The following is a 25,781-nucleotide window of genomic DNA, read 5'->3' on the forward strand; positions in this document are numbered from 1 at the left end:
TATTTAAGCGATTGTTTTTTTATTGTTATTTTTTTGATGATTAAAGTTTAATCAATTTAGGCAAAGCTTCAAGCATTGATCTTATAAGGTGTATTATTTTGTAAGTATGATTTGATCTAAAATGCCATTGTATTCAAGAATAGATTGCTTTAGGTCTGCGTATATTTCCAGGCAATAAGTTATATCGTCAGAATGTGCCGCATCTTCAAGCAATTCACAAATAAATAGTGTCTCTTTATCCTGAATAATACGCGCTGCCCCTTTTAGTCTGTGAGCCAGCTCGCTAATCAAAGGGTGGTTTTGTATATCAATAGCATTTTTTAAATCTTCCAGGTCCTTAATATTGGTTGTTTGCATTATTTTTATAAATTGCTCCAACACTTCTTTATTATTAAAAGAAAACTGGGTAATTGTGTTTTCAATAGTATTGTACCGTGTATCATCAAATTGATTGTTTGCGTCTTGGGCTTGCACATTGGATAGAACTTCGGCAAGTTGATTTATATTTACAGGCTTGATTAAACAGTGATTCATGCCTGCTTCTTGTGCCCGGATGGCTGTGCTTTCTCTTGCATCGGCGGTATAACCAATAATAAAAATTTCACTGCCTAGTTGTTCACGTACATGTTTTGAAAAAGTAAATCCATCCATTTCAGGCATAAAACAATCACTGATAATGGCATCAAAGTGGTGGGTTTTAACTAATTCCAACGCCTCACTAGCTGTACTAAGGCAATATACTTTGCTTAGGCCTAAAAAATAGAGCTGTTGTTCAAGTAGTAAACGGTTGGCGGGGTGATCATCAACTACCAGCAATTCAAGAGCAGGGTCTATTTTTGTCAGAGTGTTTTGTTTTTTATCGGTAGTCGTGTTTTCAATAATTTGGCTTGGTATTTGTAAAAGCACTGTCGTACCTGCATCGGGCTTACTCTGTAGCGATATTTCCCCACCCATTTGCTTTATTAAGTTAGCACAAATCCATAATCCAAGTCCGGTTCCTGTTTTGCTGGAAAGATCATCTTGTGCATAGGCCTCAAATATTTTTGCCTGAGCCTCGTGGGAAATTCCGCTGCCGGTGTCTGTCACCTCAATAAGTAAAACAGACTGCTGGCTGACCTGCCAGTTTAGTTTAATGCTGATATAGCCGGTTTTTGTGAATTTAATAGAGTTTCCAATTAGATTGCCTATTACCTGAGCCAGACGTTTTTCATCCAGCAATACTAAATCAGGTAAACCAGGATCAATATGAATCATTAGTTTCAGGCCATTTTCTTTAATAATCGGGCGATAAACTGCATCAATACCATCCAGTAGCCGGTATAGATTGCAAGGGTGGGGGGCGATACTGAGTTTACCAGCTTCAATTTTTGCCTGATCTAAAATACCATCTAATAAATTTAATAAACTATTTGCGGATTGAAAAATAGCTGCCAGATTACGGTTATTTGCTTTTTTTAATTCTAGTTCAATCAAACCCAAAATCGCATTCATGGGGGTGCGAATCTCATGGCTGATAATAGCCAAAAATGTGGATTTAGCCCGATTAGCTGTTTCAGCCTCATTTTTGGTTTTAAGCAGCTCCCGCTCGCTTTCTTTTTGCTGAGAGATATCAAACCAGCCACCTAGTACCGCCTGCTGATCAAGGGTGGTTGACAAAAAAGGTTTAGACCAAAGTATAAGATCATGTTTGTTTTTATCAATCTGGACGCGTATTTCTTCATAAACCGTATTTTTACTTTTTGAGGCAGTTTTCATCAGCAGAGTTAAACGTGCATATAGCGTCGTTTTTTCAATTGCATTATTGATAAAATCATTATACGGCTGATTGGATACTTCGATTTTCTGGGAGGGTAAATTAATAAATAATGCAAAAGGCAGCTGGTCAATAAGGCGGGATAGCGTATTTAGCTGCTCCTTAAGCATTTGGCTGTATTTATGTGATTTATAGCTGCGAATAAATATATAAATTAGTAATATTATTGCTGCACTTATAAGTAGTAAAAATATTGCTCTGTAATTGGAGTAATGATATTGATTGAGGCCTGTATACACCGTTGCTGATTTATTATTAGCCCAGTTGGACCGAATATCATTTAATTCTTCTTGTGAAATACTTAATACGGCTTTGTTAATAATCTGAGCAAGTAGTGGTTTTTTTATATTGGTGGCAATAGAAATATTTAATGGCGTGGGGTTGGTTGCACCAATCACACGAAATTTTTCTATTTTTTTTGCAGAAATAATAGCATATGAAGAGCGTAAATTATTTATTATGGCGTCCACTTTTTCCTGTTCTAAAAGATTAAATGTAGAAAGTAAATTAGCAGCTTCGATAAATTCAATATTCTTACGAAGTACAGGGTCAAGAATGGTTTCTTTCGCTATGGAATTCTTAATAAAAGCGACTTTTTTCCCTGATAAATCATTCACCGAGCGTATATTTTTGTTATCACTGCGAGTAATTATTCCCCAGAGGGATTGAATATATGGCGGGGAAAAAAACATTTCTTTTTTTCGTTCTTCAGACATTGCCATGATAGGAATAATGTCTGTTGTGTCTCCAGAAAAACTTAATGAATTGTGTATTCCGCTTTGGTTAACTTCAATAAATTTTAATCCAGTTAGCCGCTCAATTTTATCTAAAATATCAACTGCAATTCCTGTTGGTTTTGAGGTTGGGTTTGTTTTAAATAAAAATGGATAAAAATCTGAATAAGCTGAGTATTTTATATTTTTATTATTTTTAATCCATATTTTTTCTTCCGGTGTAAGTGTTATTTTTTTTACTATATTGTAATGAACCGGGCCACCTTGCCAGCGTTGCTGAATTCCAATTTGACTGCTGATAGGTATAAGATTGATTGCTTTATTTAAATCAGAGAGAAGGCGGGAGTTTTTTTTATTAATAAAAAAAACAAATGGATTGTCATTGATCGATGAGAAATTAGAAATTTCTAGGTTGTTAAGAGATATTTGATTGAGTAAAAAATTTGTTTCAATGGAATTACCAATATAAAGGTCAGCATGAATAAATGAAACAGATTGCAATGCCAAGAGGGAATTTTTAAATGAAATTATTTCTTTGTTTTTGTATTTTTTGTTAATTTCTTCTTTAAGAGTATCATTACTACCTAGTGTAATTATAGGTAGTTTTTTATCTGGTTCACCTTTTCTTTTTACCTCTACAAAATTATTTTGAAAATAATGGACAGTATTTTCTATACCTGAAATTTTGTTATCTAAATTACCTGCGACTAAATCAATTTCTTTGTTTTTTAGAGCCAATAAGGCATTTTTTTTTGTATCAAAAACTTTTACTAAAAAACGCTTATTTATATAGCTACCTATAATGGATAGATAGTCAGCTGTAATTCCTTGTATATTATTATTTGCATCTTTTATATAAAAAGGAATATATTCATCCAATACCATGCCTACTTTTAAAATGGTTTCAGATGTATTGTTATTTTCAGTGCTGTAAATAGTAAGTAATTGAGTTTCTGGCTTTGCAAGTGTTTGTGACTTTGCAATGCACTGGTTAAGGAAACTATATAAAATAAATAGTGAAATTATTTTAATTAAAGTCATTTTCTTTAACATGGCTTGCCAGTTCAATAATGGAGTTAATATTTAATTTTTGAAAAATACGGATCTTATAAGTACTTACTGTTTTATTGCTGATTGAGAGAGCCAGACCAATTTCTAAATTGGATTGCCCATCTGCAAGCAATCTGGCGATCATTAATTCACGGTTAGATAAGGATTTAAATACAGGTGTACTTTTTTCTTTTTTGCCATCAGCTAATCCTTGCATTATTGACTCAGGAAAAAAAGAATAACCTGAAAGTACCATCTTCACTGCCTGAAAAATATCATTCATATTTTTTCCTTTCCCAATAAAACCATGAGCTCCTGATTTAAGTGCTCTAATTGCATAAATATTTTCATTTTTAGCAGATAGAAAAAGAACTTTTGTGCTTAATTCCGCAGCTCGGATGCGCTTCATAATCTCAAAGCCATCTAGCCTAGGTAATTCTAAGTCTAAAATCACTAAATCAACGTCATTTTTCCTCAGATATTCGAGTGCATCAATTCCATTGTCTGACTCTAAAACAACTTTAAATTCGCCTGATTTTTCTAAAGTTGAACGAATGGCGATGCAAATTGCGGGATGATCATCAATAATTACTATAGATTTCATACAAATCTCCTGTTTTTTTTATGATATTAGCTAGCAACTGTTTTTATTGAAAAGAGATATGTTCATGTACATATAGGCGTTATTCCAATGTGTTAAAAATATTGATGCAATGCTAATAATTTGTTAAGAATAATCTTACTTAAAAATCAGTCATATTTTATTTAGTTGATATAAATTTCTTCTCAGGCCACAGCATATTAAGGCAGGGAAAGAAATTTCTACATTTTAGTATTCACTATTTACAAGTAAGTGAGAATGCACTTTATAGAGTTTAAAAAATCATGCAAGTGCTGTAGCTATTTTTAATGCCTATAGCATAAATTAACAATAAGAAATTTCACGAAAAATGCAAGAAGTATTTTGCATTTGCATAAACTCATTATGGTTTGCTTTTTAAAATAATTTAATGAATATTGGATAAATAAAAATACGTATGCAAATTAATTGTTAATAATAATAGCAAAAATAATGTATTTGATGTTTATGGCTTATAGTGTTGTTTTAAGTAAAGTAATCGATCTTGAATAGTACGTTTGCATAATTAACGTATTGTGTAATAATTTTTTAATTAAATGCAGAGATGAAATAGAAAAGTACACATTGGTTTTATTCTGTGTTTGATATGTAAAAATATTTTTAAAGGTGTCGTGAATTAAAACAGGTTAATTTATTTTTGTTTTTGTATTAATTAACCCTGTTTGAAAATACTATTCCAATAATTGTTTGAAATTATTTAAGAAGAATAAATAGCATTTACCTGCTAGAGAGTAATTTAATGTTGTTTGAATTTGTTATTCAATAGTAAACATGGTTATGAAATAACCGAATGTACGGGCTTAGCATCTGTATGTCTTAGATGTACTTAATAAGCCGTAAAATTGCTTGAGTAAGTTGCTTTGTTAAGTATTTACAATCAGAGCTTTGCTCTATAGTTAAGAAATTTCATACAAATATTTGAGCCATTGCTTACATATTAATATTCAAATATTACTTATGATACATTCCTAAGCAGCAGCACTGCATTTATGTTTAACAATATCTGATGTTAATTAATAAAGGTGGCTGAAGTGATAACTTATTAAGATAAGTACCATTTGTCTGCTGAAAAGTAGTTTCACGTTGTTTAAATTTGCCCTTCAATAGTACATATAACGATGAAAGAGCAAGTGCGACGGGCCTGGTGTTTATATATCCTGGGTAGTTTAGTGAGAGAGTAAGACTATTTTGTGAAGTATTTATAATTAGTGCTTTGTACTGTAGTTAGGAAATTTCATACGAATATTTGAGCCATTGCCTACATATTAATGTTCAAATTTTGTTTATGATGCATTCATGAGTAGCAACACTGTGTTTAACAATATGTAGGTTAATTAATTAAAGTGTTCAAATGATGAGTTATTAAGAAAACTGCCATTTGTCTGCTAAAAAGTAATTTCGCATTGTTTAGACTTGGTTTTTAATAGTACACATAATGATTGAAAGAGCCGACCATGAACTAGTTTAGTGTTTATATATAATGGAAGCTTAGTGAGGTAATTAAGTTATTTTGTAGAGTGTTCATAATTAGCTCTTTGTACTGTAGTTAAGAAATTTCATACAAATATTTAAGCCATTGCCTACATATTAATATTTAAATTTTGTTTATGATGCACTTCTGAGTAACGGCGTTATATTTATTTTAATGAGGTGTAAATTAATCACCAGGGTGTTTAAAGCATGATTAAATATAATTTATTGGTGGCCGTGTTTTTTTTTACAGCATCATTATCTTTTTCTGGTGAAGTAGAAGATTTATATTCTTTGGCGGAAAAACAGGAATATCAAAAAATAATTGAATTAACTAGTCGTGAAGATTATCAGCATAAAGATGTATTGCGCATTATGTTTATTAAGGGCGTTGCACTTTCTAAATTAAATAAAAGTGAACAGGCTATTGATCATTTTAAGTTAATGGTTGAAAAATTTCCTAATCAGGCTGAGCCATACAACAATTTAGGTGTTCTATATGCAAAGCTGGGAAATTATGAACTGGCACGGGATGCGTTAGAAAAATCAAACAAAATAAACCCGAAAATATTATCTGTTCATGAAAACCTGGCTAGCTTGTATTTAGATATGGCAAAAAAAGAGTATGGAAATGTAGTTAAATTGGGCGGAAATAGTGCAAAGCTTACCTGTATAAATAATGAAAATTTGAATGCAGATGTAAAAAGCAAGAAAAGTATGGCATTGGAAGATAAGCCTTTAGTTAATGTGTCATCAGTTAATGCATCAATATTAAGTGATTTAGAAAAATGGCGAAAAGCTTGGTCTGATAAAAATATTGATGCGTATTTATCCGCATACAGTAAAAATATGAAAGTTGAAAATGGCCTGAGTTTGCTGGCTTGGAAAGAGCAGAGAAAACAAAGGCTGAGTTCAGCAGGGACAATTGCAGTAGAGGTAGATTCTCCAGTGATAAGCATCATTGATGAGAAACATGCCCGAGTTAGTTTTACACAAAAATATGTATCCAATCGTATGAAAGATACGGTAAGAAAAGTCCTTTCATTTGAATTGGATAATAATAGATGGCTAATTATTTCTGAAAAATAGTAAAGTTTTTTTATATGGTAATCGATAAAATTAGCTTATTGATTATCAATAGTAAAGGGCAGTTGTAGGTGTTTGGTGTTTTTTCTTGGTATTTTAACTTTATAAAAGGGTTTTCATATGCGTAACAAAATTATTTCTGCTTTTATCATGGCTTCGGCTTTTTCTGTATCACCTGTCGTATTTGCAGCACCTACTACAGTGACTAGCTCATATGAAGCAAGTGTGCTGGTGCGCGGTCAAAAAGATGGTTCAGATTACAGTATTAGTGTCACACCTCGTGATTCACTTAACTATGCATATAATGCAGCTACTAAAGTTTTTGAAATTACCAATGCACAAGGTGTTATTCCATTGGATATTAAAGTTAAAGCGCCTGCTGGCTTTGATACTGATGCCAAGAAAGCATTTAAACTATTAGCAAAGTCAAAAGATGGTGCTATTACTAATGGTACAAGTAGTTTTACAGTACAGCCTGTTGTTGGTGGCTATAAAATTGATTCAACAGAAGTTGATTTGATGACTAAGGATATTGCTGGCCTTGAAAACTTTAATGGTACAACTGGCAATTCTGTAGTTAAGATGGGTGCTGCAATTACTCGTGTATCAACTGGTGCAACGCTTACTAATATGTCTTCTTTAGCTGATGGTGTTTACCAAGGTAATATTCTGGTAGATCTTAAAGCCGAATGGACTTGGGGTGCTTAAGTTAAACTCAGCCGGCCTATCGTATTAGGCCGGTTTTTTTTTTAGAGGATTTATGAAAAAACTAATATGTATTTTTATTTTATTCGTATTTTCTAAAAACGTGTTTGCTATCTCTTTAGATAGCTTCTACTCGTATTTGCCTTCAGATAAAAATACTATTTCAATTGATGTAAAAAATCCAGATGCAAGTGCTGCACATCTGTTTAAAATTGAGGTTTATCCTATCGAATCTCCATATAAAATGGATAAAATTGCCGATGGTAATTCAAATGCAGCTGATCTTTTATTTACACCAGAAAAAGCAATTGTTCCTGCAGATGGGTCTGTTAAAATCAAGTTTGTTTATAACGGTCCTAAAGATGATAAAGAAAGATACTATGCAATTAAATGGACAGATGTACGTATAGATCGTGCTAATAAGGCTGTTACTGAAAAAGCAGCAAGTGCAGTTCAGCGTGTAACATTGGCAACAACTTTAATTATATTGCCGCGAGAAGAAAAATTTGATTATGCACTTAATAAGAGCATGATTAAAAATACCGGAAATAGTATGTTCAAGTTTTTCTTTGATGGAAAGTGTAATAAAAAAGGAAAAATTGTTCCTTGCTCCGATGCTGGGCCATTATTGCCCGGAAGGTCATATTCTTTTGAGAAGTTTGATTTTGTTCAGTTTCCTATGGTTGGTATTTGGCGTGGGAATAAGGTGATTAATGCCGATCGTAATGATGAAAAATAGAATGAGTACCATATTTTCGTCAACGGCTGTCATTGTTTTTGATATTTATTTATAACGTTATATTAATGTTCGAGAAGAATTTTTGTTTAATATGATTTTTCTCAACTATATTCTGATAGCTTGTTTGACTGAAGTTGTGGGGAAACTCACGATGTTAATCAAGAGGATAATTAAGAATTAAGTTATATAATATTATTAGGTGCTTAAAGTGAGTCTATCTCAATATATATTTTGCCTTATGGTTTTACCTGCACTGTTTGCTCATGCGGAGGCACATCTTGAATTGCTGGATGATATTGATGAAGAAGCTGACTCTGGCCTTAATACTGAATTGCACTCGGGTTTGTCTGAGGTTGCTAATCAAGAGAATATAAATTTAGTGATTATTGAAGCGATTAGTTCTAATGGGGGGATTGAGGATAGCCTTGATAAAGCTGCAATAATTCCTGTTCCTCCTCCTGCATTAAACCAGCTTTCAATTCCACAGGAAATGCGTGATCTTTTAAGTGATGGTATTTCACTGGATTTATACCTGAAAAATATTGATGATGAAAATGAAGAGTTATTATCTTTTGCATCTCTTATTCTTATTTATGAAGATCAGCATTTTTTAATAAAAAATATTTCATTAAAAGCAGACCGTCAGGTTCGTTTGTCTGCGGAATCTCTTGCCCAATTAATGAGCGCAGTAGGGCAATCACTAGATCAAACAGGCGGGTTTGATTTTGGCTCTGGCATGCGCATGCAGATTGATATAGAAACGATGAAAGCGTATTTGCAGGTTTCACAACAAAATTTTGCTGTAAAATCAGTTTCTCGTATTACTTACCTTGGTGATTCCTCAGCTAAGGGGCTTGGTAATATTTTTAATTATGGTTTAAATGCTTATGCAAGTAATAATAATGGGATGAGTAGTAATTCTGCGTATTTAAATTTTAATAATGTTACTTCATTAGGGACTCAGCATTTATTTATTTCTGGCGATTTAAACAGCAATAGCCAGAGTGATGGAAAAGTTTTTAATCTTAATGAGTTAGTTTATGAGCGTGATTTTGCAGGAAGAAGATTGGCATTAGGCATGCTGAATGGGTGGTCTTTACAATCACTGGGCAATATTTCTACTTTATCAAGTGAAAGAATGTATGGTTTTTCATATGGTAATGTTGCTAAATCGGCTAAATATGATCAGTCACAGTCGTTAACACCTATTACGGTCTACCTGCCTTCTTCAGGCGAAGTGCGTATTACACGTGATGGCAAATTATTAAGCACACAGCGTTTTCCGTTGGGAAGCCATGAGCTGGATGCTTCTCGTTTGCCAGGCGGGATTTATGATGTTGAGGTTGAGGTTGTGGTGGGTGGGAAGGTTGTTTCTAGCCGCCGTCAGCAAATTAACAAACCTTATACTCCTAATGCAACTGGAAATGAGCTTGCCTGGCAGGTGTGGGGTGGAGCAGGTAAAAAAAATAATAGTTATGATTATATAAATAATGTCGAGCGGGATGGCAGTTTTGAGCCTCTTTATGGTTTTTCATTAGCATCACAATGGGAAATGCTTAGTTGGAGTACATCCTTATATCGTAATCAAAATACTTCAGTATTTGAGGCAAGCCCATCGGTTCAAATTAATGAGGACATACGTATTAATTTGCAGTCTTTGTATGGAAGTGATGGATTATTAAGGAATATGGCAAATTTGAACCTTAATATTCCGGGGGGCTGGGGTAATACTTGGATAGGTATCGAGCGAGGACATGAGGGAAGAAATTTACCCATGTATATCGCTAATCGCAACACAATGGGTGCATCGTTAGCTCTTGCTAATTTACATCCATCATTGGGTTCAGTTTCGTTTAGTTTTGAAAATGATTTGGATCAGAAACAAAAATACGTTCGCGCTGATTATAGCCATAATTTTGATCTTAAATATGCTACTGCTTATTTTCAAGTGGGCGTTAATCATTATATGAATAATGACGGTGGTTATCGTGAGCGTGATACCCAATATTTTGCAAATGTTAATTTTTCATTTCCCATGGATTCAGACTTTAGAATTGGTGCATCCACTCAAGGCAGAGATAGCACACTGGACTTAAGTGCTGCAACAACGTTGGATGGGGTGATTAATCGTGTGGGGGCGGATGTTAGCCGCAGTTTTGGCAATAGTGCAGTAAGCAATTATGGTGCTTATGCCAATTATAGCGGTCGATATGCAGAGGGGTCAGTCTCATTTGCCGGTAGCCAGGATGCGCGAAGTGTATCTCTAACCAATAATGGTGGTTTTGTTATTGGTGATGGCGGGATTGTTGCCGGTAAGGGTGAGGCAGGTGCTGGTTCGGCTGCTGTTGTTGTGAATATGCCTGAAATTGGCGCGACTGATTTGGAGGCCAATATTAATGGCCAGCGGTATCCGCTTTCTTCAGGAAAAAATTTAATTACTCTTCCAGCCTATGATGGTTATTCGATTCAGGTAAGTAGCACGGATGATGCAGAAAGTTCCTACCAAATTCAGGGGGAATTGATGAATTACAATCTATATCCAGGAAATATTGTAGAAATTAATCCTAGTGTTAAACAAATGATTACTGTATTTGGGCGTCTGACTACAGAAGATGGTAAGCCATTGAGTAATGCAAGTGTGAGAAACCATATCGGTGAAACAATGACGAATGAAACCGGTAATTTTTCTATTGATGTTGATCTTAAACATCCAGAGGTGAAAATAGAATCAAAGGAAACAGGTTCATTTGATGTAAAAATTAAATTGGGTGCAGATAAATCTGTTGTTTGGCTAGGGGATGTTGTTTGGCGTGGTCAGGGTGTTACTGATTATAGTGTTGCACCACCACTTTAATATTGATATGCAGCATATATTAAATTTTGTATTTAGGTGGATTTAATGAATAAGAAGAATATTAGCTTTTATTTAATATATGTTGCCAGTCTCATTGTAGGCGCGCTTTATATGCCTGCTGCCCTGGGTGAGGTATTAACTCAAACACGTCCTGCTTTGCCTGGCTTAAGCCCGTCGCCCAGTCACCCTGGTTTGGGGGTAACTAAACCAAGCACCGGACTTATGCTAATCAGGCAGGTAGTGCGCATAGAGCAAGGTGTGTTGCTAATCGAAGATCAGGTAGCTAATACACAATATGTTACAACACTGGATAGTAGCGGGAGCATGGAGCTTGGCTCTACTGCTCCCGCAATTTTTGGTGCGCGTATTCCACGGCAGGGGGCAAAAAAACCGGCGATCTGGTACACGCATAAAACAGATATTCAAGTTAAACAAATTTACCTTTTGAAGCCGCGTAAGGTGTTTCAGGGAATGGCGGATGAATATGGTAATGCTGTTGCATTAAATGGTGATCGCTTTGAAGTTCGGAATGGCCGTCAGTTAAATCCTGTTTTGAGCGATGCTGCGTTTGACGGGCTCGCGAAAATGTCATCCGGTTCCTCTCAGCAGATTTCGCTGATTGAAGTACTGGCTGATGGTCGTGAGCGTGAGCGAATTAATACTGTTTATAAACGTGGTCAGTTAATTCTGGGGGCTCCGCCGGTGCAATCATGCCGTAATGAAACGGTCGATGGCGTGGCAGGCAAGTTATGTGTACTGAGAACGATTCAAGGCTCGCACCAGGCTGCCGGGGGGGGGACATTAAGTTTACAATCCGGGCGCGTATTCCTGCACCTAATGCGCGATTCAGGGTTGGAGGCAGTTGGCACCGTATTGGCGAGAGCGTTGCTTTGGCTGAATTTGCTAACAGTAAACAAATTGAAGTCTTTTTTGTACCACCTGTGCAGGTTGAGGGGGCGATTAGACCGGCATTAAACTTGGATCGCGTTGTGGAAGCAGGCTTTTATTCTTCATCCCGTTTATCCCGTGGCGATCGTTTTAATCTTAAAATTAGTAATCGATCAGTGTCCGACGGGGTTCATAGTGTGATGTCCCGACTTGGCTTATTGCTAATTGATGATCAGCCATCGGGTCGCCAATATGTGACCACTCTGTCGGGTACTGCCAGTCAGGCTATTTATGGCGAGCGCAGGGCTCAGGGAGGGACCCGCTCTGCTATCTGGTATACCGAAAACAGCCGAGATAGATCATTATTTCCATTACTTAATATTATTAATTTGCAACCTCCTCAGTATTTTTCAGGGGTAGCTAATGAGCAGGGCCAGCTTTCACCTGGCCGAATGGCTGCATTACCTGGCTATATTAACCCTGCATTTAATGAACAGGCTTTTTCTGATTTTATAGGCATGCCGGTAGGGAAACAGCATTTATTAAGTTTTGATGGGCAGCGTAGTGGTGGTGATCAATCAAGGTATCAGTTAAATCTTTCTAAGGCTGCTCAGCTAACGCTGGCACCGGATGGTACATGCCGTGCTGAACAGGTGGATGGGGTTGCGGGGCAGGTGTGTATTTTGCGTAAAGTGGGTGGCGAGAGTAAGGCCAGTACGGGGGGCGACGTGCGTTTTCGTGTTAGCAGTACTTCTTTGCACTCTACGTTGCAGGCACGATTTCGGGTGAGTACTGTCTGGCATAAACTGGGTGAATCAGTGGGTGTGGCTGAATTTGGGCAATCAAAGGCAATTGAGCTATTTCTACCTGATGTTGTGAGTCAGAGTAATGAAAAAAAATCATCAGCGTTAACCTCAGCGAATGGTGAGTTCTATACGCCTGCACGTAATGATGATCGTTTTGTTATTGGAATGGGTATTAAAATTTCAATTAATTTACCTAAATTGGTAAATCAACCCAGAGGTGGGCGGCTTGATTATAAGCCACACTTAAGTGGATACAATGGAGGCGGGAAATACATTGCCCCTGCCGTTTTAAATTTACAATCGCTTGCTGTAGGACAAACATTTAAGTTACATGCCTACCCTGAAACAGAGTGGTGGTCTGGGTTTTCTAGGCCAGGTCAGGGGTCTATATGGGCTCCTGCAGGCTCGCCATTTACATGTGGCTCATCGAAGCCGCTTGGTGTTAATTCGGATGGGACGATTCCATCTGGCAATAAAGATTTTGTGTTTGCATTTTACTCTAAGGAAAGATTCATTCCATGTAATGGAGCAACTCCCTTCTATACACCCGCTCGGGATCAACAGACTGCAACTTGGTATTTTGGTGCTGGCTGGTTTCAGATATATATTCATCGTGTTGCTAATTCTGGTGACCAAACTGCTTTCAGATATCCCACTATTATTCCGAGGGTTGATCCCACTGATGCAGGCGTTTTTGACTTTGTCGGCCCTAGCGAGAATCAACCTTCACTAAACCCCGGTTTTTACCCTGATCGAGATCAGGGCTACCCGTTTCCGCCAACTGCTGCTGTGGTGGCTAGTTTAAGTGCTACCCCTAACCCTGTGGTCGAAGGAAGCACTACAAAAGTAACAGTAACGCTTAATAAAGCGGCGCTGGCTAACCAGCAAGTGTATGTGAAGTTTGCTGGTGTGAGCGCAGATATTTCTGACTTAAGCAGTAAAGGGATGTTGAACTTACAAAATGCAACATCAGCTGTGGCAGATCTTGGGGCCGGGGGGAGTGTTCTGGTCAAGGAAGGCGTCACACAATTCACTTTTGATATAAGTACTGCCAACGATGCAGACAATGTGGTGCAGAGTTTTGAAGTGCGGGCCAAGGCGGGCACCGCAGATGATGCTGCCGCGCCGAAGGTAGCGGTTAACATTGACCCGATATCGAGTCCGGCCGTGGTGGCCAGTTTAAGTGCTACTCCTAATCCTGTAACCGAGGGAAGTACTACAAAAGTGACGGTGACGCTTGATAAAGCGGCACTGGCTAACCAGCAGGTGTATGTGAAGTTTGCTGGTGTGAGCGCAGATATCTCTGATTTAAGCAGTAAAGGGATGTTGAACTTACAAAATGCAACATCAGCTGTGGCAGATCTTGGGGCCGGGGGAGCTGTTTCGCTCAATACAGGAGCTACGCAGTTCACTTTTGATATAAGTACTGCAGATGATGCAGATAATGTAATGCAGAGTTTTGAAATTCGGGCCAAGGCGGGCACCGCAGATGATGCAGCTGCGCCGAAGGTAAGCGTGGATATTAATCCGAAAGTAATGGTCAAGAGCATTTCTGCGACATCGCCGGTATTGGCTGGTGAGCCAACACTGGTGACTGTTGAGCTGGAAAGCCCGACGACCACGGCAACTGGGCAGGTGTACCTGAAGTTTGTGGCTCAGAGCGCAGATAAGGATGACATTGTTTCCGTAGTAAATATGAATTCGGGAAGTGGTGCATCCGGGGTGAATGATCTGAGCGTGGGCGGGCCAGTAATGGTAAATGGTAATACAAGGATATTTACATTCCAGGTTCCTACTGTGGCTGATGCCGACGGGCAACCCCAAACCTTCGTGTTATTTGCAAATGGAGGAGCCGTTGAGAGTAGTTCAACGGGTAAGAGCACACAGGTCACAATTACGCCCAAGGCTGAATCACTGAGGGTAGAAAGTGTGGTTGCCAGCCCGAAAACGGTAGTGGCGGGTGGGAAAGTAACCTTTACCGTAACACTTAATAAGATGGTTCCCGTGACTCGTGCCAATCAGGCGGTGTATGTGAAGTTTGCTGGTGCGGGCTCATCTCCGGCAGGGATTAATGATCTGTTTTCTCCAGGGATGATTAATCTGCAGGGTGCAGCGGGGCCTGTGACTGACTTGAGCACGGGTGGGGCTGTCGCCGTTCGGACAGGAGGCAGGTCATTTACTTTTGAGGTGCAAACTAAAGCGGATGAGGAGATCTTTGATGAGCAGTTTGAAATGCGCGCCAATATTGGCACTCAAGAGGATTTGTTGTCTCAGGTTAAAGATACGGTAACGATTGAGCCTGCGCCTCTTCCTGCGCCAAGTATTGAGTTTTCGTATGTGGCAATCGAGCAGGAAGGGAAGTTTAAAAACGGGGCTTTGCCTATTGAGATGAACTATGGTGTGAAAATAAAAAATGTTGAGACCACTTCCAAGTTTAAAAATATGCAAGCATCTAAAGTTGGAGCGTATCTGAAACAGCGCACACTGCGTGCTTTTGTTGCGGGCATAAAGCTTGAAAATATGGGAACTGCCAATGTGGCGGGGACGCAATATTGTACGTTTACCAAAGATGGTGGCGGAAAGTTAATTCCATTGCCAATAAGTATGGTTTACGAAGGATTAGCAACGCCTCTTGATTGTAATAGCATTACAGGTATTAGTTTGGGATACCCTGGCGTATCAGGTGGGTGGAGCGCTCAGGATACAACAACATATATTACTAAAATGCAGATGAAATTTACGATGGGAGATGTTGTGTCGCAACAAACCAGCACAGGTGGTTATTGGTATGGTATTGCAAGAAGCACTGGTAAGCTGGTTCTGTCTCTGAATGTTGTGCAGCGTTGATTATTGGTTTTTTTGAATTGGATAGAGCATATTTTTTACCTGTAAAAGGTGCGAGGCCAGACATTATTTATGTTTTATGTCCGGTCTCGCGCCAGGTAGCAATCTATTTAATTTAATAGCTTTTTTCTAGCCATTTATTGTTAATTAATAGAGTAATATTTTCTTATTTGTGTGAAGCATGAATGGTTTTGATGTTTTAATCTTTTTGCCTTGATGTTTTTTTATTTAAAAGTACGTAGTTATAAATGTTCGGCCGGGTGCTTGTCACTAAGGATATATAAGGGGTTTATAATGCTTATTTTACGTGTGCTGGCTTTGTCCTTAGTGATTGTCCCTATGTTTTCCTTTGGTTTTTCTGTGCCTATGTTTATTGAATTAAGTGATAAATCAAAGACGACTGAATTTACTATTATGAATGAGGATGCTGTTTCTCATGATTATATAATACGTATTGATGAAACGACTTTTCCTCGGGATGGGCGAAAAATTTTAAAGATCAAAAGCGAGGCTCTTGTTCCTGATATTACCATCGTAAGGCTGCCTGCAAAATCCCAGAGAAAAATAAAAATAAACAAAAAGAGTGGCGTTACCCAGGCGGAGCGATATTTTGAAATGGTGGTTACAGAAAAAAATATTATAAATAAAAGTATTGATGGGTATGATAAAGAAGTGAGATCACTTTTGCTGCTCAGGCCTTCTGTTTCGGTTATGAAATATGTAATAAATAAAAATAAGTTATTAAATAGCGGGAACGGGTCTTTATTGTTTATGGAAGATTTAAATTGTGGTGATAAAGAGGGGAAAACAATATTAGTTGCTCCCGGTATGGAGATCGAGATGCCTGTTGTTGCAGAGGGGAGTATTTTTAGTGTTGGCCAGCAGGATGAGTTAAAGGAAATATCAAATCATTGCAGCAAGTAAATGATACCTTTAAATATGCAGCATTAAATATTACAGACATTTAATCAAATTATTTTTTGGTTTTTGTTATTCAAGAGTAGAGCTGGATTTTTTATCTACTCTTTATACCGATTGAAATAAAAAAGGCCAGCACAGATATGCTGGCCTTTTTCTTATTTGGCTTTTTGCCAGTGTTTTTGCAAGCTATCAAAGCTTAAATAGAGAGCCGGGGTGATATAAAGGGTGATGAGCTGCGAGAGCACCAGCCCACCGACGACAGCCACGCCCATGGGCTGGCGCAGCTCGGCACCTGCGCCGATGCCGATAGCAATTGGCATGGCGCCCATAATGGCAGCGAGGGTGGTCATCATAATGGGGCGAAAGCGTAGTAAGCAGGCTTCCCGAATCGCATCAACTGGCGTTTTACCTTCTTTACGTTCGGCTTCCAGCGCGAAGTCGATCATCATAATGGCGTTTTTCTTGACGATCCCAATCAGGAGCAAAATCCCGACCATGGCGATAAAGGTAAGTGGCAGGCCGACGATATCCAGCGCAATGAGCGCCCCCACGGCAGCAGAAGGGATACCTGCCAAAATGGTGAGCGGGTGTATCCAGCTTTCATACAATACGCCCAGAATCACATAAATCACCGCCACGGCCACCAGAATCAGCCAGAGCTGGGTGTTTTGAGATTGCTGGAAGACCGCTGCATCTCCTGCGAATTCACCAAATATTTTAGGAGGTAGCTGGATTTCTTGCTTCAGGGCTTCAATTTGGGTTGCTGCTTCGGAGAGCGTTTTACCTTCAGCCATATTAAAAGACAGCGTGACCGCAGGCAGCTGGCCCTGATGGTTGATGGCGTTATTGGTCATGATGCGCTCAACGCTGGAAAAGGCCGAGATAGGTACCAGAGTGCCGCTATTGCTGCGGGCATAGAGCTTATTGAGCGCTGATTCATCTGCACGATATGCATCCGCGAGCTGCATCAGTACCGAATAGCTATCTTGTGGCAGATAAATAGTGCTGATTTCGCGCTCGCCAAAAGCGCCGTACAAAGTGTCACGCAGATTTTGCATATCGACGCCCAGGGTTTGCGCCTTGTTGCGATCAATATTGAGTCTGGCCTGCAGGCCACGTTTTTCAGTATCCGACGTGACTTCGGTAAAGACGGGGGATTGACGCATGGCGCGCATTAGTTTTTCTGACCACTCCCCCAGCTCATCCGATTGCACGGCTTGCAGGGTGTACTGGTAGCGGCTTTTGGAGCTGCGTGCGCCAATTTTTAAATTTTGTGTCGGGTTAAAAAATACCGAAATGCCGGTAATACCGCTGGTGTCTTTGCGCAGGCTGGCTAGTGTTTTGTCCATGGAAGCGCGCTGGTTACTGGGCTTGAGGGTAATAAACAAGCGGCCACGGTTGCCGCTGGATAAGCTGGAAACCACCACATTGACATTGGGGTTTTTTTGAATCCGCTCGGCAACTTCGGTATGCAGTTTCAGCATGGCAGGGTAGGCAATATCCTGTGGGCCCTCGCTGCTGGCCTGAATCTGGCCGATATCTTCTTCGGGAAAAAAGCCCTTGGGCATGGATTGATATAGCCAGCCAGTGAGTACAAAGGTGGCAAGTGCGACAGCCAGCATCAGTTTGCGCCGGCCAAGGCTCCAATCCAGCGTGCGCTGATACGCGCCAAGCAAGCCATTAAATGCACGCTCAAAAAAGCGGCTCCATGCGGGCACATGGGCGTCGGGGGCTTCGTGCTTAATATAACGCGCGGCCAGCATCGGGATCAGCGTTAATGCCACGATGGCGGACACTGTAATTGCTAAGGTAACGACGGCGGCAAATTCATGGAACAAGAGGCCAATGGTGCCGGGCATAAAGAATATCGGGATAAATACGGCAATCAGCGAGACCGAAATCGATACTACGGTAAAACCTACTTCCTGCGCGCCCTGAATGGCCGCCGCTAAGGGCTTCATACCGTTTTCTACGTGGCGCATGATATTTTCAAGCACCACAATCGCATCATCTACTACCAAACCAATGGCAATGGTCAGCCCCATCAGCGAGATATTATCGAGGCTGTATCCCAGCCAGTGCATCAGTGCAAAGGTGGCAATCAGCGAGATAGGCAGCGATAAAGCCGGGATCAGCGTGGCTGCGGCGCGGCGTAGAAACAGCAGAATCACCCCCACAACCAGCAGCATGGTTAGCAGCATGGTGAGGTTAACATCGTGAATGGCTTCGCGTACCGATTGCGATCTGTCGTTTAAAACCTGCACATTCACTGAGGCAGGCATTTGCGATTTTAATTGCGGCAAGGCGGCTTTAATTGCATCGACTACGGCTACGGTATTTGCATCAGACTGACGCATCACGGCCAGTACGATCGAGCGCTCGCCATTAATCCAGCTACCGCTTTTTACATCTTGAACGCTGTCTTCAACGGTGGCGACATCCGAGAGGCGTACAGCCTGCTTGTTTTTTTCCGCAACAATTAAATCAGAAAAATCGGCCGCATTTTTTAGCTGCTCGTTGGCTTGCAGGGCCAACACCTGGCGCTTACCATCAAGCTGACCGACCGGGCTATTGGCATTGGCAGATTTGAGCGCGGCGGATAACTCGGCCAGCGTCATATCCCTTGCAGCCAATAGTTCAGGATTAACCTGCACCCGCACGGCAAAGCGTTTTTGCCCGTAAACCGTAACCTGTGCTACGCCATTGAGGGTTGATAATGTGGGGGAAATCAGGTTGTCGCCGTAATCGTTCAGCTCTGCAAGGCTCATGGATGGTGAGTTAATCCCCACCATCAGCACCGGCGCATCCGCAGGGTTTACCTTGCGATAGCTGGGCGGGCTGGTCATATCTTTGGGCAGGCCGCGCGATGCTCGATAGAGCGCGGCTTGTACATCGACTGCGGCATCGTCGATATTGCGGTTGGCGTCAAATTCCAGCGTCAGTGATACTCGGCCCTGTGTGCTGCTTGAGGTGATAACAGCCAGGCCGGGAATAGTTGAAAATTGCTTTTCGAGCGGGGTTGCCACCGAGGTGGCCATCGTTTCCGGGCTGGCTCCGGGCAGGCTGCCAGACACTTCGATGGTGGGCATATTAAACGAGGGCAGGGCAGAGATGGGCAGATTAAACCAGGCCACTACCCCGGCGACCACCACGGCCAGCCACAGAAGCGTTGTTGCGATGGGCTTATTGATACTCAGTAAGGAAATATTCATTTTGTGGCGCTGGCGGCAGTTTGGGCTGAACTTGCATTATGCTTCTGGGCTTCGCGTACTTTGCTGCCTTCGCGCAGATTTTGTCCGCCCTCTTTTACGACCTTGATATTGCTGCCAATACCGCTGACAACGGCTTGCTCGTTTTCAACTTGCAGCAATTCAACCGGAATAGATTTGACCGTTTGGTCTGCCTGAATCACAAATACAAAGCGCTGGGCCGGGCCGGTTTGCACAGCCTGAGTCGGCAGGATAACCGCATTTTTAAGTGTGCCAGCCGCAATTTGTACCGGTATAAATGCACCGGGCCAGAGTTGTTTTTTAGGGTTGGCAAATTCTGCTTTTAAGGCAATAGTGCCCGAGCTTGCGTTGACCGCGTTGTCGATAAAGCTCAGCTTACCTTGCAGTTTATTGCCATCGGCTAAGGAGGCGCTTACTAAAATGGGCCTTGGGGCGCTTTGCAAAGTCCCAAGATTACGCTCGGGCAGGCTGAATGCCACGGTGATCGGGTCGAGCTGGCTGATGGTGACCAAGGGGGTGGCGATGCTGGGCTGCACATAGCTGCCTGTGTGCACTTCAACTAAACCCGCGCGCCCGCTTAGCGGGGCTCTGATTTGTGAGTAGGATAAATTTACTTTTGCGGCATCTACTGCTGCACGTTCTGCAGCTAGTGTGGCTTGCAGGGTTTCCAATTTGCTTTGGGCATTGTCCAGTGCAGTTTTAGAAATAAAACTTTGAGCAGCCAGCTCTTTGGAGCGGGTGTAATCGCGCTCTGCCGCAGCCAGCTGGGCCTGGCTTTGTGCAAGTTTGGCTATTGCCTGACGTACATTGGCTTCGTCTTCTCTTGCATCCAGGCTGAATAAAAGCTGGCCTGCGCTGAGCTGATCGCCCTCTTTAAAATGGACTTTGCGGATGAGGCCACTTTTTTGCGGACGAACTTCAACCTGATCCAGCGGGCTGACGTGACCCTGGGCACTTAAGTTCAGAGCAATGTCCGCAGTCTGTGTTGTGGTGGTGGTGACTTGCTGGGGCGCTCGTTCAGGTTTTTCCTTTGCTGCTTCTTTACTGCAGCTCACAAGCATCAGGGCAATCAGGGGCAGGCTAAATTTAGTCATTCATAATCCCGGCACGAACACCGCGCCGGAATCGTACGGTGATCGCAATCATGGTCAGAGCCACTAACAGGCCAAAGCCTGTGATAATGGCATACATAGGCGGTATTCCGCTGGCTTGAAATTGATGTACTACGGCTTTACTTGCTGCTTCGGTAACGGGCTGGCTAAAGTATTTCACCATCATGGCATGAATCCCTACCATGACTAATATACCAATATTCTCATTAAAGTTTTGCACGGCAATAGAGTGCCCGGCCCCCATAAGGGTATGACCTCTGTGTTGCAACATGGCGTTTAATGGCACCACAAAGAAGCCTGACAGGCAGCCCACAATAAACATCAGAAATGCAGCAAGCCAGGTATTGTGAACAAAGAGCATGCCGATCACCATAATACCCATGGCAATTCCGGCAGGGAGCACGCTGAAAGCTTTTTTGAGCGGAACACAATGACCGGCAACAATCGCACCTGCCGCAATGCCAAATGCAACTACCGCGACTAACTGGGTTGCTTGTTCCATGGAAAAGTTCAACCAAATAATGGCCCAGTTCAATACTACCAGGCGCATGGTGGCTCCTGCTCCCCAAAAGAGCGTGGTTACACCGAGCGATAACTGGCCCTGCGGGTCTTTCCATAGTTTGGCAACGCAGCCCCAGAACTCCTTGGTCAGCGCGATGGGCTGCAGCTGTAGTGGTTTAAGCTCTACATTCAATTTCGGGATGTAGCAGTTCAGCCAGGATGCTGCGAGATAAAGCAAAATGATTGCGGCAATTGCGAAGGTGGCAGGGGAAAAAACAGAGCCAAGTACCGTGCTCTTTAGCCAGGGCGCTACGTGCGAGCCTGCCAGCAGACCGCCCAGTATTGTGCCGAAGATGATGGCACTGACTGTTGCCCCTTCCAGCCAGCCATTGGCAGCGACCAGTTTTTCATGGGGTAAGTATTCAGTAATGATGCCGTATTTGGCCGGTGAATATGCTGCAGCACCAAAGCCGACCAGGGCATAGGCCATAATCGGTGGCAGGCCAACCAGCATGCCCAGGCAACCGATAAGCTTAATCCCATTGCAGATCATCATGGCCTTGCCCTTGTGCATGGAATCAGCAAAAGAGCCAGCGAAGGGGGCAAGTACAACATAGGAAACGGTAAAACACCAAAGCAGCATAGACAAATGCCATTCGGGTGAATGTTGCTCTTTCAGTAGCGCGAGGGCTGCAAAGAAGAGGGCGTTGTCAGCAAGCGCAGATAAAAATTGCGCGCCAAGAATAATGAAAAATCCACGATCCATCTTGGGGCAGTACCCTTTTTTATAGTGAGGGGTTTATATCACGAAATGCTATGTCAAAGCATTGTCGCTTTTGCGTCTTATGCGCAATCAACTAGGTTTATACTCTTTGTTTTTTCTCCAGCTGTGGTTTTGTCATGACTCGCCCGATTCGTGCTGTGATTCATACTGACGCGCTTGCCGCTAATTACGCTCATATAAAGGCGTGCGCACCGGGCAGCAAAGTGTTTGCTGTGGTTAAAGCCAATGCCTATGGTCATGGTCTTGCGAATATGGTGACGGCTTTGCCCCATGCTGATGCTTTTGCCATTTTAGAAATGCCATCGGCACTCTCTTTAAGAGCGCTGGGCGTAAAGCAGCCCATTTTATTACTGGAAGGGGTTTTTTCAGCGGCGGAATTACAGCTTTGTGCCAAACATGATTTCTGGCTGTCAGTGCATGATGAGTGCGGTATGGGCTGGCTTGAAAATACCGATTTAAGCTCGCCGGTCCATGTGTTTCTGAAACTTAATACCGGCATGAATCGCCTTGGTTTTCCTGCCGAGCAAGCGCCTCTTCTGGTCGAGCGCTTAAAACAATGCAGTCATGTCGCCAGTATTACTCTGATGGCTCACTTTGCCACTGCTGATGATCCCGGGCAGGGTGTGGCGGCGCAGAGAGCGCGTTTTGATGCGGCATGCCATGGCCTGCAATTACCGGTTTCCCTGGCCAATTCGGCTGCGTTATTGGCTTATCCCGAAACACAGCAGCAATGGGTCAGGCCTGGCATTGCTCTATATGGTTCGTCTCCTTTTAGTGAAAAGAGTGCTGCAGAGCTGGGCTTGCAGGCCGCGATGACTTTAAGTGCTGAGGTGATTTCTGTTCAGGAGTTAAAAGTGGGGGAAACGGTTGGCTATGGAGCAGGTTTTGTGGCGGTCAGGCCGATGCGGATTGGCATTGTGGCTTGCGGCTATGCTGATGGTTATCCTCGCCATGCACCGACCGGAACACCGGTTTTAGTTGATGGTGTGCGTAGCTGCCTGATTGGCAGGGTGTCAATGGATATGCTGGCGGTTGATTTAAGTGATTTACCTGCTTCGGGTCTTGCCAGCCAGGTTGAGCTGTGGGGAAAAAATCTGCCTATTGACGAGGTTGCGCTTGCAGCTGACACCATCGGATATGAGCTGATGTGTGCCATTGCGGCCAGAGTGCCGGTTTTTGTTGAGCCATGATTTATGTCATGATCAATCAGTGACATGAGACAGCCAAGGCGCAAGTGAAGCTAGGTTTGAGTTTTGCGCTTTTTTTGTAAATGCTATTGTGCATATTCGGGTATTTTTGTTTTTTTGAGGTGGTTTTTTTGTGCTTGAAGTGTTGATGTAGTGCTTGTGTTTAAAACATATGCTTATTGATCATGATGTTTATGCCTAAACAGCATAACAATTCATGCATAAATGATGGCTTAAACTGTTTTTCTTGCTCGAAAAGATGGCCGGGTTTCATTACAATGATCCTTCCTTTTAAAACCTACCCAAGCAGCAGGTTTGATCCATGGCATTGATTGTTCAGAAATATGGCGGCACCTCGGTAGGCTCTACCGAGCGGATTAAAAACGTGGCACGCCGCGTGGCTAAATTCAAAGCAAAAGGGCACGATATCGTCGTTGCTGTTTCTGCGATGTCCGGCGAAACCAATAAGCTGATCGCACTGGCCAAGGAAATTCAGGCCAACCCGGATCCTCGTGAATTGGATGTTATTGTCTCTACCGGTGAGCAAGTCACTATCGGTCTACTGGCCATGGCGCTGAAAGAAATCGGCGTTGATGCAGTAAGCTACACCGGTGGTCAGGTCAAAATCCTGACCGACAGCGCGCACACCAAGGCGCGTATCCAGCATATTGACGATGGCGCAATGCGCAGCGATTTGGCTGCGGGCAAAGTGGTGATTGTCGCAGGGTTCCAGGGCGTGGATGCAGAGGGCAACATCACGACCTTAGGTCGCGGTGGCTCGGACACCACAGGTGTAGCGCTTGCCGCAGCACTTAAGGCCGACGAATGCCAGATTTACACCGATGTGGATGGTGTTTACACGACTGATCCACGCGTGGTGCCGGAAGCACGCAAGCTTTCCACGATTACTTTTGAAGAAATGCTGGAAATGGCCAGTTTAGGCTCAAAGGTATTGCAAACGCGTTCGGTTGAATTTGCCGGTAAATACAATGTGAAGTTACGTGTTTTGTCTTCTTTCGAAGAAGAAGGCGATGGCACGCTGATTACCTTCGAGGAAGACAGTAAGATGGAAAAACCCGTTATCTCCGGCATTGCGTTTAATCGTGATGAAGCCCGTATCAATGTGATCGGCGTGCCAGATAAACCGGGCATTGCTTATCAAATTTTAGGCCCGGTGGCAGATGCCAATATCGACGTTGATATGATTATCCAGAATGTGGGCCAGGATGGCACAACGGATTTCTCCTTTACCGTGCCCAAAAATGATCTGGGCCGCGCAATTAAAGTATTAGAGGGCGCACAAAGCCAGATTAGCGCTCGCCAGATCAATGGTGACGATAAAATCTGTAAAGTATCGATTGTAGGCGTAGGCATGCGCTCGCACGTGGGTGTAGCCTCTACCATGTTCCGCACACTGGCTGAAGAAGGGATCAATATTCAAATGATTTCAACTTCGGAGATTAAAATCTCGGTTGTGGTGGATGAGAAGTACCTGGAGTTGGCCGTGCGCGTGCTGCATAAGGCGTTTGGCCTGGATACGATTCAATAGAAAGGGCTTTATAAAAGAAATCCGGTTCTGTTTTAAAACAGGGGTTGCCATGTTTTTTGCAGACAGGGATTTTTTTAAAGGGATGCGGAATTTTATGTTCTGCATCCCTTTTGTATTTACCTTTACAAAACAGAACACTAGCGTTTGCCGCATGCAGAACAGTAAGAAAATGCTCATCAAGCTTCAATTAATTGCAGATTAGCGGTTGACTCATTCACGGTGTTTGCGTAGTATTCGGCTCCTTGACGGAGAGTTGGCCGAGTGGTCGAAGGCACTCCCCTGCTAAGGGAGCATACGGGAAAAACCTGTATCGAGGGTTCGAATCCCTTGCTCTCCGCCAAGCATGTTGCGGCTGTAGCTCAGTTGGATAGAGTATCTGGCTACGAACCAGAGGGTCAGGAGTTCGAATCTCTTCAGCCGCACCATTTGTTGTTACTGTGTTTTGTAATGATAAATAGATTTAAAAGTATGATCCCATAGTTTAGCGGTTAGAACACTGCCCTTTCACGGCGGCGGCCGGGGTTCGATTCCCCGTGGGATCGCCAGTTTTACAGTAATAGTATTGCGGCTGTAGCTCAGTTGGATAGAGTATCTGGCTACGAACCAGAGGGTCAGGAGTTCGAATCTCTTCAGCCGCACCATTCAATTACTGCTTATTAGTTGCAATTGTTTTTAAAGATGTTCCCATAGTTTAGCGGTTAGAACACTGCCCTTTCACGGCGGCGGCCGGGGTTCGATTCCCCGTGGGAACGCCATGTATTGCGTACTGTATAAATCACCACTCCACCTTCTTGGTCGGGTGGTTTTTTTACGTCCTTTGTTTGAATAGGGCGAATACCTGGCTGATAGCAAATCTACTCTGCAGGAC

At 42.2% G+C, this 25,781-nt stretch carries 14 protein-coding genes and 5 tRNA genes; 14 read left to right on the top strand and 5 right to left on the bottom strand.

Annotated features, from left to right (window positions below; genetic code table 11):
• Positions 1 to 93: 93 nt before the first annotated feature.
• Positions 94 to 3,600, bottom strand: coding sequence for an ATP-binding protein (locus EJO50_RS00935; protein WP_125971150.1), 3,507 nt, complete (start codon positions 3,598 to 3,600; stop codon positions 94 to 96).
• Complete coding sequence (locus EJO50_RS00940) at positions 3,575 to 4,201, bottom strand: response regulator transcription factor (RefSeq protein WP_125971151.1); 627 nt, start codon at positions 4,199 to 4,201, stop codon at positions 3,575 to 3,577. The genes EJO50_RS00935 and EJO50_RS00940 overlap by 26 nt, the downstream gene beginning before the upstream one ends.
• Positions 4,202 to 5,917: 1,716 nt before the next feature.
• On the opposite strand from EJO50_RS00940, the gene EJO50_RS00945 reads away from it, so the two are divergent.
• The 7 genes from EJO50_RS00945 to EJO50_RS00975 all read left to right on the top strand — a co-directional run bounded on the left by EJO50_RS00945 (position 5,918) and on the right by EJO50_RS00975 (position 16,553).
• Positions 5,918 to 6,796, top strand: coding sequence for a tetratricopeptide repeat protein (locus tag EJO50_RS00945; RefSeq protein ID WP_125971152.1), 879 nt, complete (start codon positions 5,918 to 5,920; stop codon positions 6,794 to 6,796).
• A gap of 117 nt (positions 6,797 to 6,913) precedes the next feature.
• A complete protein-coding gene (locus EJO50_RS00950) occupies positions 6,914 to 7,501 on the top strand; it encodes a common pilus major fimbrillin subunit EcpA (RefSeq protein WP_125971153.1) in 588 nt (195 codons plus the stop codon).
• A 52-nt stretch (positions 7,502 to 7,553) separates the two neighbouring features.
• Complete coding sequence (locus tag EJO50_RS00955; RefSeq protein ID WP_125971154.1) at positions 7,554 to 8,237, top strand: EcpB family pilus assembly chaperone; 684 nt, start codon at positions 7,554 to 7,556, stop codon at positions 8,235 to 8,237.
• 208 nt (positions 8,238 to 8,445) lie between these two features.
• Positions 8,446 to 11,091, top strand: coding sequence for a TcfC E-set like domain-containing protein (locus tag EJO50_RS00960; RefSeq protein WP_125971155.1), 2,646 nt, complete (start codon positions 8,446 to 8,448; stop codon positions 11,089 to 11,091).
• Positions 11,092 to 11,136: 45 nt separating this feature from the next.
• Positions 11,137 to 12,066 (top strand): hypothetical protein, encoded by a 930-nt coding sequence (locus EJO50_RS00965; protein ID WP_125971156.1) that lies wholly within the window; start codon positions 11,137 to 11,139, stop codon positions 12,064 to 12,066.
• Entirely contained in the window at positions 11,982 to 15,632 is a 3,651-nt protein-coding gene (locus EJO50_RS00970; RefSeq protein ID WP_125971157.1) for a fimbrial adhesin EcpD family protein, read from the top strand. The genes EJO50_RS00965 and EJO50_RS00970 overlap by 85 nt, the downstream gene beginning before the upstream one ends.
• 291 nt (positions 15,633 to 15,923) lie before the next feature.
• Entirely contained in the window at positions 15,924 to 16,553 is a 630-nt protein-coding gene (locus EJO50_RS00975) for a hypothetical protein (RefSeq protein ID WP_125971158.1), read from the top strand.
• Between the two features lie 152 nt (positions 16,554 to 16,705).
• Here EJO50_RS00975 and EJO50_RS00980 read toward each other — a convergent pair whose 3' ends face one another.
• From EJO50_RS00980 to lplT, 3 genes are read right to left on the bottom strand one after another with little or no spacing between them, the layout of a single operon-like run.
• Positions 16,706 to 19,762: an efflux RND transporter permease subunit gene (locus tag EJO50_RS00980; RefSeq protein ID WP_125971159.1), complete on the bottom strand. Its 3,057-nt coding sequence runs from the start codon at positions 19,760 to 19,762 to the stop codon at positions 16,706 to 16,708.
• Complete coding sequence (locus EJO50_RS00985) at positions 19,759 to 20,874, bottom strand: efflux RND transporter periplasmic adaptor subunit (protein ID WP_125971160.1); 1,116 nt, start codon at positions 20,872 to 20,874, stop codon at positions 19,759 to 19,761. The genes EJO50_RS00980 and EJO50_RS00985 overlap by 4 nt, the downstream gene beginning before the upstream one ends.
• The gene (gene lplT, locus EJO50_RS00990; protein ID WP_125971161.1) at positions 20,867 to 22,159 is read right to left on the bottom strand and encodes a lysophospholipid transporter LplT; all 1,293 of its coding nucleotides are present in this window, start codon (positions 22,157 to 22,159) and stop codon (positions 20,867 to 20,869) included. Before lplT ends, EJO50_RS00985 begins: the two co-directional genes overlap by 8 nt.
• A 134-nt stretch (positions 22,160 to 22,293) precedes the next feature.
• On the opposite strand from lplT, the gene alr reads away from it, so the two are divergent.
• The 7 genes from alr to EJO50_RS01025 all read left to right on the top strand — a co-directional run bounded on the left by alr (position 22,294) and on the right by EJO50_RS01025 (position 25,668).
• Positions 22,294 to 23,367, top strand: coding sequence for an alanine racemase (alr, locus tag EJO50_RS00995; RefSeq protein ID WP_125971162.1), 1,074 nt, complete (start codon positions 22,294 to 22,296; stop codon positions 23,365 to 23,367).
• A gap of 319 nt (positions 23,368 to 23,686) precedes the next feature.
• Positions 23,687 to 24,913 carry an aspartate kinase gene (locus EJO50_RS01000; protein WP_125971163.1) on the top strand — a complete coding sequence of 409 codons (1,227 nt, stop codon included), beginning with the start codon at positions 23,687 to 23,689 and terminating at the stop codon, positions 24,911 to 24,913.
• A gap of 247 nt (positions 24,914 to 25,160) precedes the next feature.
• Positions 25,161 to 25,253, top strand: a tRNA-Ser gene (locus tag EJO50_RS01005).
• 8 nt (positions 25,254 to 25,261) lie between these two features.
• Positions 25,262 to 25,338 (top strand) — tRNA-Arg (locus tag EJO50_RS01010).
• A 45-nt stretch (positions 25,339 to 25,383) separates the two neighbouring features.
• A tRNA-Glu gene (locus EJO50_RS01015) sits at positions 25,384 to 25,458 on the top strand.
• A gap of 19 nt (positions 25,459 to 25,477) precedes the next feature.
• A tRNA-Arg gene (locus EJO50_RS01020) sits at positions 25,478 to 25,554 on the top strand.
• Between the two features lie 39 nt (positions 25,555 to 25,593).
• Positions 25,594 to 25,668: transfer RNA gene (locus tag EJO50_RS01025), tRNA-Glu, on the top strand.
• Positions 25,669 to 25,781: the final 113 nt, after the last annotated feature.

The organism is Iodobacter ciconiae, from assembly GCF_003952345.1.
Lineage (GTDB): Bacteria > Pseudomonadota > Gammaproteobacteria > Burkholderiales > Chitinibacteraceae > Iodobacter > Iodobacter ciconiae.

Excerpts from the sequence above, each read along its gene's own strand:
- EJO50_RS00940 (WP_125971151.1), bottom strand. The coding sequence starts at position 4,201 with ATGAAATCTATAGTAATTATTGATGATCATCCCGCAATTTGCATCGCC.
- alr (WP_125971162.1), top strand. The coding sequence starts at position 22,294 with ATGACTCGCCCGATTCGTGCTGTGATTCATACTGACGCGCTTGCCGCT.
- EJO50_RS00985 (WP_125971160.1), bottom strand. The coding sequence starts at position 20,874 with ATGACTAAATTTAGCCTGCCCCTGATTGCCCTGATGCTTGTGAGCTGC.
- lplT (WP_125971161.1), bottom strand. The coding sequence starts at position 22,159 with ATGGATCGTGGATTTTTCATTATTCTTGGCGCGCAATTTTTATCTGCG.
- EJO50_RS00950 (WP_125971153.1), top strand. The coding sequence starts at position 6,914 with ATGCGTAACAAAATTATTTCTGCTTTTATCATGGCTTCGGCTTTTTCT.
- EJO50_RS00975 (WP_125971158.1), top strand. The coding sequence starts at position 15,924 with ATGCTTATTTTACGTGTGCTGGCTTTGTCCTTAGTGATTGTCCCTATG.
- EJO50_RS00945 (WP_125971152.1), top strand. The coding sequence starts at position 5,918 with ATGATTAAATATAATTTATTGGTGGCCGTGTTTTTTTTTACAGCATCA.
- EJO50_RS00965 (WP_125971156.1), top strand. The coding sequence starts at position 11,137 with ATGAATAAGAAGAATATTAGCTTTTATTTAATATATGTTGCCAGTCTC.
- EJO50_RS00935 (WP_125971150.1), bottom strand. The coding sequence starts at position 3,600 with ATGTTAAAGAAAATGACTTTAATTAAAATAATTTCACTATTTATTTTA.
- EJO50_RS01000 (WP_125971163.1), top strand. The coding sequence starts at position 23,687 with ATGGCATTGATTGTTCAGAAATATGGCGGCACCTCGGTAGGCTCTACC.
- EJO50_RS00980 (WP_125971159.1), bottom strand. The coding sequence starts at position 19,762 with ATGAATATTTCCTTACTGAGTATCAATAAGCCCATCGCAACAACGCTT.
- EJO50_RS00955 (WP_125971154.1), top strand. The coding sequence starts at position 7,554 with ATGAAAAAACTAATATGTATTTTTATTTTATTCGTATTTTCTAAAAAC.